This is a genomic window from Streptomyces sp. BBFR2, from assembly GCF_044497305.1.
In the GTDB taxonomy this organism is placed as follows: Bacteria; Actinomycetota; Actinomycetes; order Streptomycetales; family Streptomycetaceae; genus Streptomyces.
Map to the genome: position 1 here is coordinate 3,979,639 of NZ_CP172415.1, position 17,447 is coordinate 3,997,085.

The window sequence follows — 17,447 nt, forward strand, 5'->3', positions numbered from 1 at the left end:
GCGCTCCCGGCCGTCGGCGCTCCGGCGGCCGGGGCACGGCGTAACCGTCACTCTCCGGGCCGCCGGCTTCCCGCCCGTCAGCTCCCCGGCGCGCCCGCGCGCGGGGCCGGCACGCCGCGCCGGGCCGCGCGCCGCCGGGTGCGCCGGGCGAAGGCGCCCACCGGCTCCCGGCGCCGCTGCGCCGCATCGCTGATCCGGAGCAGGACGGCGACCATCATCCAGTTCGCGACCAGCGACGATCCGCCCTTGGCGAGGAACGGCAGCGCCTTGCCGGTCAGCGGGATCAGCCCCGTCACGCCTCCGGCGACCACGAAGACCTGGAGTATCAGCGCGCCCGACAGCCCCACGGCGAGCAGCTTGCCGAACGGGTCGCGGGCGCTCACCCCGACCCGGAACCCGCGCTGCGCGAGCAGGGTGTACAGCAGCAGGACCGCCATCACCCCGGCCATGCCCAGTTCCTCGCCGACGGTGGTGAGGATGAAGTCGCTGTTGCCCGCGAACCCGACCAGCTCGGGATGGCCCTGACCCAGCCCGGCGCCGCCCACGCCGCCGCTGCCGAAGCTGAACAGCGACTCCGCCGACTGCGCGGAGATCAGCCCCGGCGGCCGTTTCTCCGGCGGCAGGAAGATGTCCATCGGGTGCAGCCAGGCCATCACCCGGCCCTTGACGTGCGGCTCCGCCGACCCGACCACCGCCGCGCCGACCGCCGCCATCAGCAGACCGCAGACCACCCAGCCGGTCCGCTCGGTGGCCATGTACAGCATGATCACGAAGATGCCGAAGAAGATCAGCGACGTCCCCAGATCACGTTCGAAGACCAGCACCAGCAGGCTGATGACCCAGATCGTGAAGATCGGCCCGAGCTGCCGGCCGGGCGGTAGCTGAACCCCCATCACCCGCCGCCCGGCCAGCGCCAGCGCGTTGCGGTTGACGGTCAGGTACCCGGCGAAGAACACCACGATCATCAGCTTCACGAACTCGCCGGGCTGCAACGACAACGGCCCGAGCAGGATCCACCGCTTGGCGCCGAACTGGTCCGCGCCGAAGAACGCCGGCGCCATCAGCAGCACCAGCCCGACCGCCATCGTCACGTACACGTACCGCTGGAGCACCCGGTGGTCGCGGACCAGGAGCAGGATCGCCACGCAGACCGCCGCCCCGAGCCCCGTCCACAGCAGTTGCCCGTCGGCCGCCTGCGCGGTCTGCAGGCGCGGCAGCCGTTCGTAGGTGATGTCCAGCCGGTTCAGCAGGACGAGTCCGATGCCGGTGAGCAGCGTGGCCAGCGGCAGGATCAGCGGGTCGGCGCGCTCGGCGACGCGGCGGACGACCAGATGCGGGACGAACGCGATCAGCACCATCGCGCCGGTGAACCACGGCAGTCCGCCGGGCAGCCGCCCTTCCATCGACAGTCCGGTGTAGGCGTAACCGCCGACGGTGATGGCGACGGCGAAGGCGAGCATCCAGGCCTCGGTCCGGCGGCGGTCCGGCGCCTGGGCGAGCGCGGCGAACGTCATCGTGCGCTCGACGTCGCTCTCCTCCCGGGCGGCCCGTGCCGCACTCCTCGCTCCTCGCACCTGTTTCCTCCGTCGTCCGGGAAGCCGCCCGCCCCTGTGGCCGGCTCGGGCAACCCTTGAGGGAGACCGGAGTCCGGGGCGCGGGGTTGCGGCGGCCGCCCCTGATGTGTCCGGTTCGGCACGGTATCCGGCCGGAGCGGCGCCGGGTATGGCGCATCGGGGCCGCGCCCGGGGCCCGCCGTGGCCGCGCCGGTCCGTTTCCGGCGCGACTGGCACTCCACTTGACCGAGTGCTAACCGCGTCATAGTGTCGGCGTTGGCACTCTCCGAAGGGGAGTGCTAAGCACGGCGATGGGCTGGTCCGGCACCCGCGACGACGGATCCATCTGCTCGCCACCTCAGACAGTTAACCCCGTGAGATCTCCGAAGGGGGAGGTCGGATCGTGACGACCGCCAGCACCAAGGTTGCCATCAAGCCGCTTGAGGACCGCATCGTGGTCCAGCCGCTCGACGCCGAGCAGACCACGGCCTCTGGCCTGGTCATCCCGGACACTGCCAAGGAGAAGCCCCAGGAGGGCGTCGTCCTGGCCGTCGGTCCGGGTCGCTTCGAGGAGGGCAACCGTCTTCCGCTCGACGTTTCCGTCGGCGACGTCGTGCTCTACAGCAAGTACGGCGGCACCGAGGTGAAGTACAACGGCGAGGAGTACCTCGTCCTCTCGGCTCGCGACGTTCTCGCGATCGTCGAGAAGTAAGTCACCCAGCATTCTGCTGTGATCTGCGCCCCTGGTTCCCGCGTCCAAGCACCGGGGCAGGGGCGCAGTTCGTTGAGAGCACGACGTTAAGGACACGTAACTCATGGCGAAGATCCTGAAGTTCGACGAGGACGCCCGTCGCGCCCTGGAGCGCGGCGTCAACAAGCTTGCCGACACGGTGAAGGTGACGATCGGCCCCAAGGGCCGCAACGTCGTCATCGACAAGAAGTTCGGCGCGCCGACCATCACCAACGACGGCGTCACCATCGCGCGTGAGGTCGAGGTCGACGACCCCTACGAGAACCTCGGCGCCCAGCTCGTCAAGGAGGTGGCGACCAAGACCAACGACATCGCGGGTGACGGCACCACCACCGCCACCGTGCTGGCCCAGGCGCTGGTCCGTGAGGGTCTGCGCAACGTCGCCGCCGGCGCCTCCCCCGCCGCCCTGAAGAAGGGCATCGACGCCGCCGTCAAGGCCGTCTCCGACGACCTGCTCGCGACCGCGCGTCCCATCGAGGACAAGACCGACATCGCCGCCGTCGCGGCCCTGTCCGCCCAGGACAAGCAGGTCGGCGAGCTGATCGCCGAGGCGATGGACAAGGTCGGCAAGGACGGTGTCATCACCGTCGAGGAGTCCAACACCTTCGGTCTGGAGCTGGACTTCACCGAGGGTATGGCCTTCGACAAGGGCTACCTCTCGCCCTACATGGTCACCGACCAGGAGCGGATGGAAGCGGTCCTGGAGGACCCGTACATCCTCATCCACCAGGGCAAGATCGCCTCGATCCAGGACCTGCTGCCGCTGCTGGAGAAGGTCATCCAGGCGGGTGGCTCCAAGCCGCTGCTGATCATCGCCGAGGACGTCGAGGGCGAGGCCCTGTCGACCCTGGTCGTCAACAAGATCCGTGGCACCTTCAACGCCGTCGCCGTCAAGGCGCCCGGCTTCGGCGACCGCCGCAAGGCGATGCTCGGCGACATGGCCACCCTCACCGGTGCCACCGTCATCGCCGAGGAGGTCGGCCTCAAGCTCGACCAGGCCGGTCTGGACGTGCTGGGCACCGCCCGCCGCGTGACCGTCACCAAGGACGACACCACCATCGTCGACGGTGGCGGCAACTCCGAGGACGTCCTCGGCCGCGTGAACCAGATCAAGGCCGAGATCGAGACCACCGACTCGGACTGGGACCGCGAGAAGCTCCAGGAGCGCCTCGCCAAGCTCGCCGGCGGCGTCTGCGTCATCCGTGTGGGCGCGGCCACCGAGGTCGAGCTGAAGGAGAAGAAGCACCGTCTGGAGGACGCCATCTCCGCGACCCGCGCCGCGGTCGAGGAGGGCATCGTCTCCGGTGGTGGCTCCGCGCTCGTCCACGCCGCCAAGGTGCTGGAAGGCGGCCTGGGCAAGGAGGGCGACGAGGCCACCGGTGTCGCCGTCGTCCGCCGCGCCGCCGTCGAGCCGCTGCGCTGGATCGCCGAGAACGCGGGCCTCGAGGGCTACGTCATCACCTCGAAGGTCTCCGAGCTCGACAAGGGCCAGGGCTTCAACGCCGCCACCGGCGAGTACGGCGACCTGGTCAAGGCCGGCGTCATCGACCCGGTGAAGGTCACCCGCTCCGCCCTGGAGAACGCCGCCTCCATCGCCTCGCTGCTCCTCACGACCGAGACCCTGGTCGTCGAGAAGCCCGCCGAGGAGGAGCCCGCCGAGGCCGGCCACGGCCACGGCCACGCCCACTGACCCGGCCCTCCATCAGGCCGCGCCGGTAGCGCCGCACGAGGCCCGGTCCCCTTCGGGGGGCCGGGCCTCGCGGCGTCACGTGAGGGCTTGACCGGTACGGGCCGGGACCCGCGTCAGGCGGCGGACGAGGTGCCGCCCTCAGGGGCCGTAAGGGTTCCGGCCGGATTTCCGCGTCAATACTTCTCCGGGATGCCACCCGTGGAGATGTGCGCCCGCTGTACGGGCGGACAGGTGGTCCAAGGTGTCCGAAGGGCAGGAGGGGCGTATGGCCGTCGAAAGTGACGAGCGTCAGCCGGAGATTCGGCCCGGCACGGAGGCGCCCCGTGCCTTCCGCCCCCTGCGCCGCCGCGGCGTCCAGCGGCTCGCGCGGGAGCGGTGGGGAGAGGGGCGCTCCGTCTGGTCGGCCGATGCCGAAGGGCGGGAGCTGGTCGTCGATCAGGTCGTCGTCGGTGAGGAGCGGGCGCCCGCCGCCGTCGCGGACGTGCTGGGGATCGAATCGCACGAGGCGGTGTGCGTGCGCCGCCGCCGGTTCGTCCTCGACGGCAAGCCGGTGCTGCTGGCCACGAGCTATCTGCCTGCCGCGCTGGTGGCCGGTTCGGCGATCGTCCAGGAGGACACCGGGCCCGGCGGCGTCTACGCCCGCCTGGCCGAACTGGGCAGTGAACCGGTGCGCTTCCGGGAGGAGATCCGCAGCCGCATGCCGTCCCGTGACGAGGCGGACCGGCTGAGCCTCGGCGCCGGGACGCCCGTGATGATCATCGCCCGCACCGCCTTCGCGGCCGGCGGCCGCCCCGTCGAGGTCAACGAGATGACCCTGGACTCGTCGGCGTACGTCCTGGAATACGACATCGAGGCGTAACGGTGGCGCGCGGAGCCGCGGTGCTCGGGGCCCGCTGATCCCGACGTGGGCCGCGTCCGGCGGGCCAGGCCGGGGCCCACACCTCCGCGCACCCCGGGCCGGACCGAGCCGGAACGCACGCCCACCGCACCCGCCGGACCGGGACGCACGCCCACCACGCCCGCCGCGGCGGACCGGGACGCACGCCGCCGCACCCACCCGGGCCGGAGTGCAAGCCATCGCGCGCCCCGGCGCCCGCGCGTCACTTCGGCCCGAACTTCCGCCCCGTACGCGAGGTCAGGCCGCTCAGCACGCTGCGCGGGGTCAGTTTCACGGCGCCCATCAGGGCCTTGTAGCGCGGGTCGGGGATGGAGAGCGAGCGGCCGCGGGCCAGGTCCTGCATCGCGGCGTCGACCAGCTTGTCCGCGTCCAGCCACATCCAGCCGGGGATGTTGTCGGTGCGCAGTTCGGCCCGCTGGTGGAACTCCGTCCGGACGAATCCGGGGCACAGTGCCATCAGCCGTACCCCGCTGTCCGCCAGATCCCGCGCCGCGCCCTGTGTGAACTGCACGACCCACGCCTTGCTCGCCCCGTAGGTGCCGCTTGGCACGAACGCCGCGACGGAGGCGACGTTGACGACCCCGCCGCGCCGCCGCTCCCGCATCCCGCGCACCGCCGTCGTGGTCAGCCGCAGCACCGCCTCGCAGTGCACCTTCAGCATCGCCAGCTCATCGGCCATCGGGACGTCCAGGTACTCGCCCTTGTTGCCGAAGCCCGCGTTGTTGATCAGCAGATCCACCGGGTGCGTCCGGTCGCCGAGCCGCTCCTCGACCGCGGCGATGCCCTCCTCCGTGGCCAGATCGGCGCTCAGCACGCTCGCCTCGATGCCGTGCAGGTCGTGCAGTTCGGTCGCCTGCCGGTGCAGCCGCTTCTCGTCGCGCGCCACCAGGACGAGGTTGTGGCCGTCGTGCGCGAGGCGCCGGGCGAACGCCGCCCCGATGCCCGAGGTCGCTCCCGTGATCAATGCAGTCGTCATGCGGGCACGCTATCCGCCCCGGATGACATGAACGCACCCGTCCGGCCACCCGTACGAACGCCCGCCACCCCCGCCCCGGACCCATCCGCCCAAAGCCCTCGTACGGCACCTCCCGGGCCGGAACGGGAGGGGAGGGCGGGAACGGGCACCGCACTCACATTCAAAGCCACATCCCTTATTTTCCCCTTACCTCCAAGTCTGACTTATGCTGGGTCCATGATCGAGGCTCGCCATCTCCGCGTGCTGCGTGAGGTCGCCCGCACCGGTTCGTTCTCCGCCGCCGCCCGTGAACTGGGCTGCACCCAGCCGGCCGTCAGCCAGCAGATGAAGGCCCTGGAGCAGTCGGCGGGCACCCCGCTGCTGATCCGTACCGGCCGCGAGATGCGGCTGACCCAGGCGGGCGAGGCGCTCGTACGGCACGCCGTCGGCATCCTCGCCGGGCTCACCGCGGCGGAGGAGGAGGTCGCCGCCATCGCGGGGCTCCGCGCCGGCCGCGTCCGCCTGGTGTCCTTCCCCTCCGGCAGTTCGACGCTGGTGCCCACCGCACTGGCCGCCATGCGCGCCGCCCACCCGCGCACCCGCGTCTCCCTGGACGAGGCCGAACCGCCCCGCTCGATCGAGATGCTGCGCAACGGCGACTGCGAGATCGCCCTGACCTTCCGCTACCCGGAAGGGCGCGCCGCCGCCCCGGAAGCCTGCGCCGACTGGGACGACCTGGTCGTCCGCCCGGTCCTCACCGACCGTCTGGTGGGCCTGGTCCCCGAGGGACACCGGCTCGCCGCCACCGGCTCCGCCGCCTTCGGTGACCTCGCCGACGAGCCGTGGATCGCCGGCTGCCCGCGGTGCCGTACGCATCTGGTCGAGGTCTGCGAGAGCGCCGGTTTCACCCCGCGCATCGATTTCGCCACCGACGACTACCCGGCGGTGATCGGCCTGGTCGGCGCGGGTCTCGGCGTCGCCGCCCTGCCCGAGCTGACCCTCGCGTCGGTCCGCCCCAAGGGCGCGCGCACGCTGCGCCTGGAGCCCGCCGTGCACCGCGAGATCGTCGCCCTCACCCTGCCGGACCTCGCACGGGTCCCGGCGGTCGGCGCGATGCTCGATCAACTGGAGTGCGCCGCGGCCCGCTGACGGCACGGCGTTACGCGGCCGGGTTTCCGGTCTCCGGCGGCCGGTGTACGGCATGACCACACCCCTGGCCGAGGTGCGGCCACGCCCATGGAGGAACGTTTCTGCTTACCGGTTCCGCGGTCCGGTGTCAGCCGCTCTGGGCGCTCGCGTGGCCCACCAGTGTGGTCGCCGGGACCATCCGGTGCCGTGCCCGGCCCATCAGCTCCTCGCGCTCGTCCTCGGTCAGGCCGCCCCAGACCCCGTAGGGCTCGCGGACGGCCAGCGCATGCGCCGCGCATTCGGCCCGTACGGGGCAGCGCATGCAGACCTCCTTCGCCGATGTCTCACGCGCGCTGCGGGCGGCACCGCGTTCCCCTTCGGGGTGGAAGAACAGCGAACTGTCCACACCGCGGCAGGCTGCCAGAAGCTGCCAGTCCCAGAGGTCTGCGTTCGGGCCCGGGAGGCGGGAGAAATCTGCCATTGCGTGTCCCCTCGAAGCGATTGCTGTATCGGGCTCGGTGGTGACGACGGTACATCTACTGTGTAAGTAGATGTAAATATGACTCATTGCGAATCTAGCCGCAGATCGCTGGAAAATGGAAGGAAGAGAGCCAAATAGGGCATAGGGTTCATGCGGGGTGGATGGTCGCTCGCGAAGAACCGTGTCCGTCTGCGTATCCAGGCCCTCACGCAGCGTGCCGAATTCGATGCTCGAACCCGTAACTCTTTCGAGTGACCGTCGTTGAGTGTGCGAAAGCGGTTGGCGGAGTAGTGGTCGGGCAGGTGTCCGAGCCCGTCAAGCGCACCGGTGACGATACGTATCAGCCTGGAGGCTCAAGGTGACGCGCAGCAGCAGTGAGAGCCGCGGGGGACAGTCATGACATCTGTCCTCGTCTGCGACGACTCCCCGCTTGCCCGAGAAGCGCTCCGCCGGGCGGTCGCGACCGTGCCCGGCGTCGAGCGCGTGACGACGGCCGCCAACGGCGAGGAAGTCCTCCGCCGCTGGGGTGCCGATCGCTCGGACCTGATTCTGATGGACGTGCGCATGCCCGGCCTGGGCGGCGTGGAGACTGTGCGCCGGCTGCTGTCCGCCGATCCGGGCGCCCGGATCATCATGCTCACGGTGGCCGAGGATCTGGACGGCGTGGCCCTCGCGGTCGCCGCCGGGGCCCGCGGCTATCTGCACAAGGACGCCTCCCGCGCCGAGCTGCGGGCGACGGTCACCCAGGCGCTCGCGGACCCGACGTGGCGGCTCGCGCCGCGGCGGCTGCGCTCCGCCGAGATGGGTGCCGCCCCGACGCTCACCGCCCGGGAGATCCAGGTGCTGGAGGGCATGAGCCACGGCCGGTCCAACGCCGAGATCGGCCGCGAGCTGTTCCTCTCCGAGGACACGGTCAAGACCCATGCCCGGCGACTGTTCAAGAAGCTCGGCGCTTCGGACCGCGCCCATGCGGTGGCCCTGGGGTTCCGCTGGGGTCTGGTGCGCTGACCGACCGGTGATCGGGGTCACGGCGGCTTCTCCGGTGGGAGGGGTGAGCGCCGTGGCCCTCTTGCCACATGTGCGGCGGGTGGCGCGGTGCGGGCCGTGCGGGGGAGCGTCGCCGTACGGGCGGTGGGCCGCGCCGGTTTTCGGGGAAGGGTGCCGGTCGGTGCCCTGTACCTCGGGCGGTGGGGTGGTCCGTGAGCGGTGTGGGCAACCCTTGGGCGCCGAAACGTCACGGGATGCCGCATCCTTGACGTGTGACTCCTCCCCGGCGGAGGCCGGGGCTTCTCACTCGGCCAAGAAGAGACCTCATGACGGACAAGCCTTACCCGATGCCTCACGGCACGGATACACGCTACCGGCGAGGACTCGACGTCGGCATGGGCACAACCCGATCGGGGGAGGCGTGGGACGTGCGTGCTAACGCGGCGGCTCGTAACGGTTCAGTGCACAACGACGAGGGCGGTGCCAAGGGCGGTCCCGCGCCAGGGCACCATGGACCGATGCGCGATGACGGCAAGCAGGAGATCGGTGATCTCGTTGCACGCGCAGTCGAAGGGGATCAGCGGGCCACGCACGATCTGCTGGCCCATGTGCATCCGCTGGCGCTGCGCTACTGCCGGACCCGACTCTCCCGGTTGCCCGGGGACGCCCGGCACTTCGTCGAGGATCTGGCGCAGGAGGTCTGTGTCGCGGTGCTCTGCGCGCTGCCGCGCTACCGCGACACCGGGAAGCCTTTCGAGGCGTTCGTCTTCGCCATCGCGGGGCACAAGGTCGCCGATCTCCAGCGGGCCGCGATGCGCGGGCCCGGGAGTACGGCGGTGCCGTCCGACGAGATGCCCGAGCAGCCGGACGATTCGCTGGGGCCCGAGGAGCGGGCGCTGCTGAGCAGTGATGCCGCCTGGGCGAAGAAGCTGCTGGCCAATCTGCCGGAGAACCAGCGGGAGCTGGTGTTGCTGCGGGTCGCCGTCGGGCTGACGGCGGAGGAGACCGGGCAGATGCTCGGGATGTCGCCGGGTGCGGTGCGGGTCGCGCAGCACCGGGCGCTGAGCCGGCTGCGGGCGCTCGCCGAGCAGTAGGCCGTCCGTGGCGGGCGAACCGTACGCCAATGGCCGGATGCGCACGTAGGAATGTACGGGTGATGAGGCCCTCATCTCTCGTGGAATGAGACACCACTCCAGGCCGTTAGCATGGACGTCCGCGCTGAGGCAAGAGCATTGGGGAAGGTGTCATGAGTGACAACGTCGACGGTATGCCCGCCAAATTCGCCATGCTGGGGCTGACGTACGACGACGTTCTGCTGCTGCCCGGCGCGTCGGAGGTGCTGCCCAACGCGGTCAGCACCGCCTCCCGGGTCTCGCGGAACGTACGCGTGAACATTCCGCTGCTCTCGGCGGCGATGGACAAGGTCACCGAGGCGCGGATGGCGATCGCCATGGCGCGTCAGGGCGGCGCCGGTGTGCTGCACCGCAATCTCTCCATCGAGGACCAGGCCAACCAGGTCGATCTGGTCAAGCGTTCCGAGTCCGGCATGGTCACCGACCCGATCACGGTCCGTCCCGATGCCACGCTCGCCGAGGCCGACGCACTCTGTGCGAAGTTCCGGATCTCGGGTGTGCCGGTGACCGACGCGGCGGGGAAGCTGCTGGGCATCGTCACCAACCGCGACATGGCCTTCGAGATGGACCGCAGCCGTCAGGTCCGCGAGGTCATGACGCCGATGCCGCTGGTCACCGGCAAGGTCGGTATCTCGGGCGAGGACGCCATCGAGCTGCTGCGCCGACACAAGATCGAGAAGCTGCCGCTGGTCGACGAGGCGGGTGTCCTCAAGGGTCTGATCACGGTCAAGGACTTCGTCAAGGCGGAGAAGTACCCGAACGCCGCGAAGGACGCCGAGGGCCGGCTGGTCGTCGGTGCGGCGGTGGGTGTCGGCGACGCGGCGTACGACCGGGCGCAGGCGCTCGTCGAGGCCGGTGCGGACTTCCTCGTCATCGACAGCGCGCACGGTCACAGCCGCGGCATCCTCGACATGATCGCCAAGGTGAAGTCCAACATCAGCGTCGACGTCGTGGGCGGCAACGTCGCGACGCGGGACGGCGCGCAGGCGCTGATCGACGCGGGTGCGGACGGCATCAAGGTCGGTGTCGGCCCCGGTTCGATCTGCACCACCCGGGTGGTCGCCGGTGTCGGCGTGCCGCAGGTCACCGCGATCTACGAGGCGGCGCAGGCGGCGCACGCGGCCGGGGTTCCGCTGATCGGTGACGGTGGTCTGCAGTTCTCCGGTGACATCGCCAAGGCCATCGCGGCGGGTGCGGACACCGTGATGCTGGGCTCGCTGCTGGCCGGTTGCGAGGAGTCGCCGGGTGAGATGGTCTTCATCAACGGCAAGCAGTTCAAGTCGTACCGCGGTATGGGTTCGCTGGGTGCGATGCAGTCGCGTGGCCAGGCGCGTTCCTTCTCCAAGGACCGGTACTTCCAGGACAACGTCCTCTCCGAGGACAAGCTGGTGCCCGAGGGCATCGAGGGTCAGGTGCCCTACCGTGGCCCGCTCTCCTCGGTGGCCCACCAGCTCGTCGGCGGTCTGCGCGCCTCGATGGGCTACGTCGGCTCCGCCGACATCCCGGAGCTGAAGGAGAAGGGCCACTTCGTCCGCATCACCGCCGCGGGCCTGAAGGAGAGCCACCCGCACGACATCCAGATGACGACGGAAGCGCCGAACTACTCGCGGCGCTGAGCGGGCCCCCGGCCGGGGGTCCGGGGGTCGTCCCCCGGGGGATGGAGTCAGATGACGACCGAGGCGCCGAACTACTCGCGGCGCTGACGCCCCTACCGTGAAACCCGCGGCCGGTGCCCCGGCCGCGGGTTTTGCCGTGTCGGGGATACTTGAACCGCATACGTAGAGGGAAAGGCCACACACGTGACTGAGATCGAGATCGGGCGCGGCAAGCGCGGCCGCCGGGCATACGCCTTCGACGACATCGCCGTCGTACCGAGTCGCCGCACCCGCGACCCGAAGGAGGTCTCGATCGCCTGGCAGATCGACGCCTACCGCTTCGAGCTGCCGTTCCTGGCGGCGCCGATGGACTCCGTGGTCTCGCCGCGGACCGCCATCCGCATCGGTGAGCTGGGCGGTCTCGGCGTCCTCAACCTGGAGGGCCTGTGGACCCGCTACGAGGACCCGGAGCCGCTGCTCGCCGAGATCGCCGAGCTGGACGGTGACGCGGCCACCAAGCGGATGCAGGAGATCTACGCCGCGCCGATCAAGGAGGAGCTGATCGGGCAGCGCATCAAGGAGGTGCGCGACTCCGGTGTCGTCACCGCCGCCGCGCTGTCGCCGCAGCGCACCGCGCAGTTCTCGCAGGCCGTGGTGGACGCCGGGGTCGACATCTTCGTGATCCGCGGGACGACGGTCTCCGCCGAGCACGTCTCGTCGGCGGCCGAGCCGCTCAACCTCAAGCAGTTCATCTACGAGCTGGACGTGCCGGTGATCGTCGGCGGCTGCGCCACGTACACGGCGGCGCTGCACCTGATGCGGACCGGTGCCGCCGGTGTGCTGGTCGGCTTCGGCGGCGGCGCGGCGCACACCACCCGTAACGTGCTGGGCATCCAGGTGCCGATGGCGACGGCGGTGGCGGATGTCGCGGCGGCGCGGCGGGACTACATGGACGAGTCCGGCGGCCGGTACGTGCACGTCATCGCCGACGGCGGGGTGGGATTCTCCGGCGATCTGCCGAAGGCCATCGCCTGCGGTGCGGACGCCGTGATGATGGGCTCCCCGCTGGCCCGCGCGACGGACGCGCCCGGTCGCGGTCACCACTGGGGCATGGAGGCGGTCCACGAGGACGTGCCGCGCGGCAAGCGGGTGGATCTCGGCGCGGTCGGCACCACCGAGGAGGTGCTGCTCGGCCCGTCGACCACGCCCGACGGTTCGATGAACTTCTTCGGCGCGCTGCGCCGGGCGATGGCGACGACCGGCTACTCCGAGCTGAAGGAGTTCCAGCGGGTCGAGGTGACGGTCGATCCGGCGTAGCGCGGCAGGCGCTGACGGTACGGCGGCAGATACGCGCGGGGCCCGGTCCACCACCACGGTGGGCCGGGCCCTTCCGTGTGTCCGGGGGCGGGCGGCGCCGGTCCGGTCACAGCCGGTGGGCCGCGCCGGCGGGGGTGGCGCCGCGGGTGTCGAGCAGGAGCTGGGCCTTCACGGACAGGCCCTGGAGGTCGTAGGTGCGGTGCGGCTGGAGCAGGACCGTCAGATCGGCCGCGGCGGCGGCCTCGTGCAGGCAGTCGGCGCGGGGGACGGGGTGGTCGAGGACGGTCCAGTGGGGGACGTAGGGGTCGTGGTACGTGAGGTGGGCGCCGAGTTCCCGCAGGCGGGCGGCGATCTCGCGGGCGGGGGCGCCTTCCTGGTCGCCGATGTCGGGTTTGTAGGTGACGCCGAGGAGCAGGACGCGGGCGCCGCGGGCGGATTTGCCGTACTCGTTGAGGAGGGTGGCGCAGCGCCGGGCGATGTAGCCGGGCATCCGGTCGTTGACCTCCTGGGCCAGTTCCACCATGCGCAGCGGGTAGCCGAGGGAACGGCCCTGGTAGGCGAGGTAGTTGGGGTCGACGGGGGCGGCGTGGCCGCCGACACCGGGGCCGGGGCGGAACGCCTGGAAGCCGAACGGTTTGGTCTCGGCGCAGCGGATGACGTCCCAGAGGTCGACGCCGATGTCGTGGCAGAAGACGGCCATCTCGTTCATCAGGGCGATGTTGAGGTGGCGGTAGTTGGTCTCCAGCAGGCCGGTGGTCTCGGCCTCGCGGGGGCCGCGGGCGCGGACGACCTTGTCGGTGAGGCGGCCGTAGAAGGCGGCGGCGGCTTCGGTGCAGGCGGGGGTGAGGCCGCCGATGACCTTGGGGGTGTTGGCGTACCGGTGGGTGCGGTTGCCGGGGTCGTGGCGGGCGGGGGAGCAGGCGAGGTGGAAGTCGCGGCCGGCGGTGAGGCCGGAGCCGTCCTCCAGGAGGGGGCGCAGGACGTCCTCGGTGGTGCCGGGGTAGGCGGCGGATTCGAGGATGACGGTGGTGTGCGGGCGCAGGTGGGCGGCGAGGGTGCGGGCCGCGTCGGTGACGGCGGTGAGGTCGAGGGCGCGGTCGGGGCCGAGCGGGGTGGGGGCGCAGATGACGGCGGTACGGACCCGGCCGAGGGCGGCGGGGTCGGTGGTGGTGCGGAATCCGGCTGCGGTCAGCCGGCGGAGTTCGGTGGCGGTGAGGGGGCCGTCGGTGGCGGTGGGCGGGGCGGTGCGCGGGCCGGGGGTGTAGCCGAGGGTGGTGAGGCCGGCCGCGGTGGCGGCCTGGGCGAGGGGGAGTCCGAGGTGGCCGAGGCCGATGACGGCGAGGTCTGCGGGCATGCTGCTGCCGCCCTTCCCGAGCGATTCCGATTGACGCATAAGTAGACTAAGTGGACATTTGCCACAGAATGGGAATTGGTGGATCAAGGAGGCGGGGTGTTGCCGCCGGTGGCGGCAGGGGCCGCGTCGGGATCCCGTCGTTCACCCGGACACCGCGCGGTGTCCGGCCCTTCCGGTGCAGGCGCAGGGGGGACAGCGGCGCGGCGCGCGGACAGAATCGACCGACGGGGGTGTGGCCCCGATCACAGTGGGAGGCAGTGGTGAAGACAGCGACCCTGGGACCGGTGCAGCGCGCCGAGGCGCTCGCCCGGATGGCCGAACGGGAACTCGACATTCTGGTGGTCGGCGGCGGCGTCGTCGGCGCCGGCACCGTGCTCGACGCGGCGACCCGCGGGCTCACCACCGGGCTCGTCGAGGCACGCGACTGGGCGGCGGGCACCTCCAGCCGCTCCAGCAAGCTCATCCACGGCGGACTGCGGTATCTGGAGATGCTCGACTTCGCGCTGGTCCGCGAGGCGCTGAAGGAGCGCGGGCTGCTGCTGGAGCGGCTGGCCCCGCACCTGGTCAAGCCGGTGCCGTTCCTCTATCCGCTCCAGCACCACGTCTGGGAGCGCTTCTACGCCGGCTCCGGTGTGGCGCTCTACGACGCGATGTCGCTCTCGTCCGGCCACGGTCGCGGGCTGCCCGTCCACCGGCACCTCTCCCACAAGCGGGCGCTGCGGGTCGCGCCCTGTCTGCGCAAGGACGCGCTGGTGGGGGCGTTGCAGTACTACGACGCGCAGATGGACGACGCGCGGTTCGTCGAGACGCTGGTGCGTACCGCCGCGTCGTACGGCGCGGCGGTCGCCAACGGCGCGCGGGTGGTGGCCTTCCTGCGGGAGGGCGAGCGGGTGGTCGGCGCGCGGGTCGAGGACGTCGAGTCGGGCGGGACGTACGAGGTGCGGGCCCGGCAGATCGTCAACGCCACGGGGGTGTGGACCGACGACACCCAGGGGCTGATCAACGAGCGCGGGCAGTTCCACGTCCGCGCCTCCAAGGGCATCCATCTGGTCGTCCCCAAGGACCGCATCCACTCCACGACCGGGCTGATCCTGCGCACCGAGAAGAGCGTGCTCTTCGTCATCCCCTGGGGGCGGCACTGGATCATCGGCACCACCGACACCGACTGGGATCTCGACAAGGCGCACCCGGCGGCCTCCAGCGCGGACATCGACTATCTGCTGGAGCATGTGAACTCCGTCCTCGCCACCCCGCTGACCAGGGATGACGTCGAGGGCGTCTACGCCGGTCTGCGGCCGCTGCTGGCCGGGGAGTCGGACGCGACGAGCAAGCTCTCGCGCGAGCACACCGTCGCGCACCCGGTGCCGGGGCTCGTCGTGGTGGCCGGCGGGAAGTACACGACGTACCGGGTGATGGCGAAGGACGCGGTGGACGAGGCGGTGCACGGGCTCGACCAGCGGGTGGCGGAGTGCGTCACCGAGGACGTGCCGCTGCTCGGCGCCGAGGGGTACAAGGCGATGTGGAACGCGCGCGCCCGGATCGCGGCCCGCTCCGGGCTGCACCCCGCCCGCGTCGAGCATCTGCTGAACCGTTACGGCTCACTGACCGAGGAGGTCCTGGAGCTGGTGGTGGCCGATCCGGCGCTGGGCGAGCCGCTGACCGGCGCGGAGGACTACCTCCGTGCCGAGGTGGTGTACGCCTGCACCCACGAGGGCGCCCGCCACCTCGACGACGTCCTGACCCGGCGCACCCGCATCTCCATCGAGACCTTCGACCGCGGCACCCGCTGCGCCCGCGAGGCGGCGGAGCTGATGGCCCCGGCGCTGGGCTGGGACGCGGCGCAGGTCGACAAGGAGGTCGCGCACTACGCGAAGCGGGTCGAGGCGGAGCGCGAATCGCAGCGTCAGCCCGACGATCTGACGGCCGACGCGGCGCGGCTGGGCGCACCGGACATCGTGCCGCTGTAGACGGCGGGCCGGGGCGCGCCGGGGGAGGCTTCCCGGGCGGCGGTCCCCCGGTCTCCGGCGGCGGGCGCGGCGAGGGCGGTGGCCCGCGGCGCGCCCGCCGCCGTGCCGGGGGCTGTCCCGGGGGCTGTGCCCGCGGTGGTGCCCGCGGTGGTGTCCGCCGCCGCGCCCGGTGGCGTGACTGTTTCCGTCCCCGTCCCCGTCCCCGTCCCCGTCCCCGTCCCCGTCTCCGTCCCCGTCTTCGTCTCCGTGTCCGTGGCCGGTTCCGCCGTGCCGGGGGCCGGGGCCGTCCCCGTACCGGCGCTCGGGTCCGGGCCCTGACCCGGCGCCGGCTTCGGGCCCGCCCCCGGCTTCGGGCAGAACTCCGCGGTCAGGACGGTGTCGTCGTCGGCCCGGGGGCCGAGGGCGTCGGTGTTGAGGTGGTAGCTGACGAGGTGGCGGCCGTCCGCCGAGGCGGCGGTGCGGGCGTACGAGCCGGGGATGTCGCCGCTGTGGCCCCAGACCGTCACCCCGCAGGGCAGCCGGGTGGTGTAGAGGCCCAGGCCGTAGACGCCCCGGGTGGCGCGTTCGTCGCGGAGTTCGGCCATCTCGCGCGCGGGCAGCAACTGGCCGCCGAGGAGCGCGGCGAAGAAGAGGTTGAGGTCGTCGAGGGTGGTGACCATCTCCCCGGCGGGCCCGGCCCAGCTCGGGTTGAGGTCGGTGGCGTCCGTCCGCCGGGGGCCGGTGCCGGCGTAGCCGCGGCCGTGCGGGCGGGGCAGGACGGTACGGGTGCCCGGGAAGCTGGTGCCGGTCAGGCCGACGGGGACGAGGATCCGGCGGCGGATCTCGTCGGCGTAGCGGCGGCCGGTGACCGTCTCGACGATCAGGCCGAGGGCGAGGTAATTGGTGTTGGAGTAGGCGTAGCGGGCGCCGGGGGCGGCGGTCGGCGGGTGGCGCAGGGCGCGGCGCAGCAGCTCGGCGGGGGTGTGGGTGTCGTAGCGGTGGGCGGCGAAGCCGGGACCGTCCAGGCCGCGGGCGAGGGCCGGGTCGGCGGTGTAGTTGAACAGGCCGCTGGTGTGGCCCAGGAGCTGGCGGACCGTCACCCGGGACAGCGGGGCCAGCGCGCCGCGGGGCAGGCCCGGCGGCGGCCCGTGGCCGGTCGTCAGCAGCCGGGCCGCGGAGTCGTCCAGGTCCAGCCGCCGTTCGGCGGCGAGCTGGAGGACGACGGTGGCGACCAGCGTCTTCGTGAGGCTGCCCGCCCGGAAGCGGTCGTCGCGGCCCATGGGGCGGCGGGTGCGCAGGTCGGAGACGCCGGCGGCGGAGTAGCGGGCGGCGGCGAACTGCCCGCGCCGGGTGACCAGGGAGGCGGCGCCGGGGGCGCCCGCGGCGACCAGGGCGCGCAGCGCGGGGGCCGTCGTATCGGGCGGCCGGGGGACCGTGAGCGGCCCCAGCAGGTGGTAGTGGCGCTGCGTACAGGCGGTGAGCAGCAGACAGGCCAGGGCGAGCGCCGCCGCCAGGAGCGGGCGCGCGGCGGGCGGGCGGCGGCGCGCGGGGCGTGCGGGCGGGCGCCGGGCGGCGCCCACGGGGGCGGGGCGCGGCCGTCGCGTCGTCATCGGGACTCCCGTCCGTCGGGCCGTCAAGGCGGTTGCGCGCGGCACTGTA

The 17,447-nt window shown here is 72.0% G+C and carries 14 protein-coding genes; 9 read left to right on the forward strand and 5 right to left on the reverse strand.

Annotated features, from left to right (window positions below; all coding sequences use genetic code 11):
* Positions 1-77: 77 nt before the first annotated feature.
* Positions 78-1,514 (reverse strand): FtsW/RodA/SpoVE family cell cycle protein, encoded by a 1,437-nt coding sequence (locus ACGH2B_RS16080; RefSeq protein WP_399097047.1) that lies wholly within the window; start codon positions 1,512-1,514, stop codon positions 78-80.
* A gap of 442 nt (positions 1,515-1,956) precedes the next feature.
* Here ACGH2B_RS16080 and groES point away from each other — a divergent pair, with 442 nt between their 5' ends.
* The 3 genes from groES (at position 1,957) to ACGH2B_RS16095 (ending at position 4,853) form a co-directional block, all read left to right on the forward strand.
* Positions 1,957-2,265, forward strand: a complete 309-nt coding sequence (gene groES / locus ACGH2B_RS16085) for a co-chaperone GroES (RefSeq protein ID WP_030287454.1) — start codon at positions 1,957-1,959, stop codon at positions 2,263-2,265.
* A gap of 103 nt (positions 2,266-2,368) precedes the next feature.
* A complete protein-coding gene (groL, locus tag ACGH2B_RS16090) occupies positions 2,369-3,994 on the forward strand; it encodes a chaperonin GroEL (protein WP_399089310.1) in 1,626 nt (541 codons plus the stop codon).
* 265 nt (positions 3,995-4,259) lie between these two features.
* Positions 4,260-4,853, forward strand: coding sequence for a GntR family transcriptional regulator (locus tag ACGH2B_RS16095; RefSeq protein WP_399089313.1), 594 nt, complete (start codon positions 4,260-4,262; stop codon positions 4,851-4,853).
* Between the two features lie 241 nt (positions 4,854-5,094).
* Here ACGH2B_RS16095 and ACGH2B_RS16100 read toward each other — a convergent pair whose 3' ends face one another.
* The gene (locus ACGH2B_RS16100) at positions 5,095-5,868 is read right to left on the reverse strand and encodes an SDR family NAD(P)-dependent oxidoreductase (protein WP_399089316.1); all 774 of its coding nucleotides are present in this window, start codon (positions 5,866-5,868) and stop codon (positions 5,095-5,097) included.
* 216 nt (positions 5,869-6,084) lie between these two features.
* Between ACGH2B_RS16100 and ACGH2B_RS16105 the strand changes: the two genes are divergently transcribed.
* On the forward strand, positions 6,085-6,996 hold the full coding sequence (locus ACGH2B_RS16105) for a LysR family transcriptional regulator (RefSeq protein WP_399089319.1): 912 nt from the start codon (positions 6,085-6,087) through the stop codon (positions 6,994-6,996).
* A 127-nt stretch (positions 6,997-7,123) separates the two neighbouring features.
* On the opposite strand, the gene ACGH2B_RS16110 is transcribed toward ACGH2B_RS16105, so the two are convergent.
* On the reverse strand, positions 7,124-7,456 hold the full coding sequence (locus tag ACGH2B_RS16110) for a WhiB family transcriptional regulator (protein ID WP_399089322.1): 333 nt from the start codon (positions 7,454-7,456) through the stop codon (positions 7,124-7,126).
* A gap of 396 nt (positions 7,457-7,852) precedes the next feature.
* On the opposite strand from ACGH2B_RS16110, the gene ACGH2B_RS16115 reads away from it, so the two are divergent.
* The 4 genes from ACGH2B_RS16115 to ACGH2B_RS16130 all read left to right on the forward strand — a co-directional run bounded on the left by ACGH2B_RS16115 (position 7,853) and on the right by ACGH2B_RS16130 (position 12,488).
* On the forward strand, positions 7,853-8,464 hold the full coding sequence (locus ACGH2B_RS16115) for a response regulator transcription factor (protein ID WP_003948568.1): 612 nt from the start codon (positions 7,853-7,855) through the stop codon (positions 8,462-8,464).
* A 497-nt stretch (positions 8,465-8,961) separates the two neighbouring features.
* A complete protein-coding gene (locus ACGH2B_RS16120; RefSeq protein ID WP_285229389.1) occupies positions 8,962-9,537 on the forward strand; it encodes a sigma-70 family RNA polymerase sigma factor in 576 nt (191 codons plus the stop codon).
* Positions 9,538-9,689: 152 nt separating this feature from the next.
* Entirely contained in the window at positions 9,690-11,192 is a 1,503-nt protein-coding gene (guaB, locus tag ACGH2B_RS16125) for an IMP dehydrogenase (protein WP_399089326.1), read from the forward strand.
* Between the two features lie 183 nt (positions 11,193-11,375).
* Positions 11,376-12,488: a GuaB3 family IMP dehydrogenase-related protein gene (locus tag ACGH2B_RS16130; RefSeq protein WP_399089329.1), complete on the forward strand. Its 1,113-nt coding sequence runs from the start codon at positions 11,376-11,378 to the stop codon at positions 12,486-12,488.
* 106 nt (positions 12,489-12,594) lie between these two features.
* Here the strand turns inward: ACGH2B_RS16130 and ACGH2B_RS16135 are convergent, their stop codons facing one another.
* Complete coding sequence (locus tag ACGH2B_RS16135; RefSeq protein ID WP_399089332.1) at positions 12,595-13,842, reverse strand: nucleotide sugar dehydrogenase; 1,248 nt, start codon at positions 13,840-13,842, stop codon at positions 12,595-12,597.
* 260 nt (positions 13,843-14,102) lie between these two features.
* Between ACGH2B_RS16135 and ACGH2B_RS16140 the strand changes: the two genes are divergently transcribed.
* Positions 14,103-15,809, forward strand: a complete 1,707-nt coding sequence (locus ACGH2B_RS16140) for a glycerol-3-phosphate dehydrogenase/oxidase (RefSeq protein WP_399089335.1) — start codon at positions 14,103-14,105, stop codon at positions 15,807-15,809.
* Here ACGH2B_RS16140 and ACGH2B_RS16145 read toward each other — a convergent pair.
* Positions 15,746-17,398 carry a serine hydrolase domain-containing protein gene (locus ACGH2B_RS16145; protein WP_399089338.1) on the reverse strand — a complete coding sequence of 551 codons (1,653 nt, stop codon included), beginning with the start codon at positions 17,396-17,398 and terminating at the stop codon, positions 15,746-15,748. The genes ACGH2B_RS16140 and ACGH2B_RS16145 overlap by 64 nt on opposite strands.
* Between the last annotated feature and the right edge of the window lie 49 nt (positions 17,399-17,447).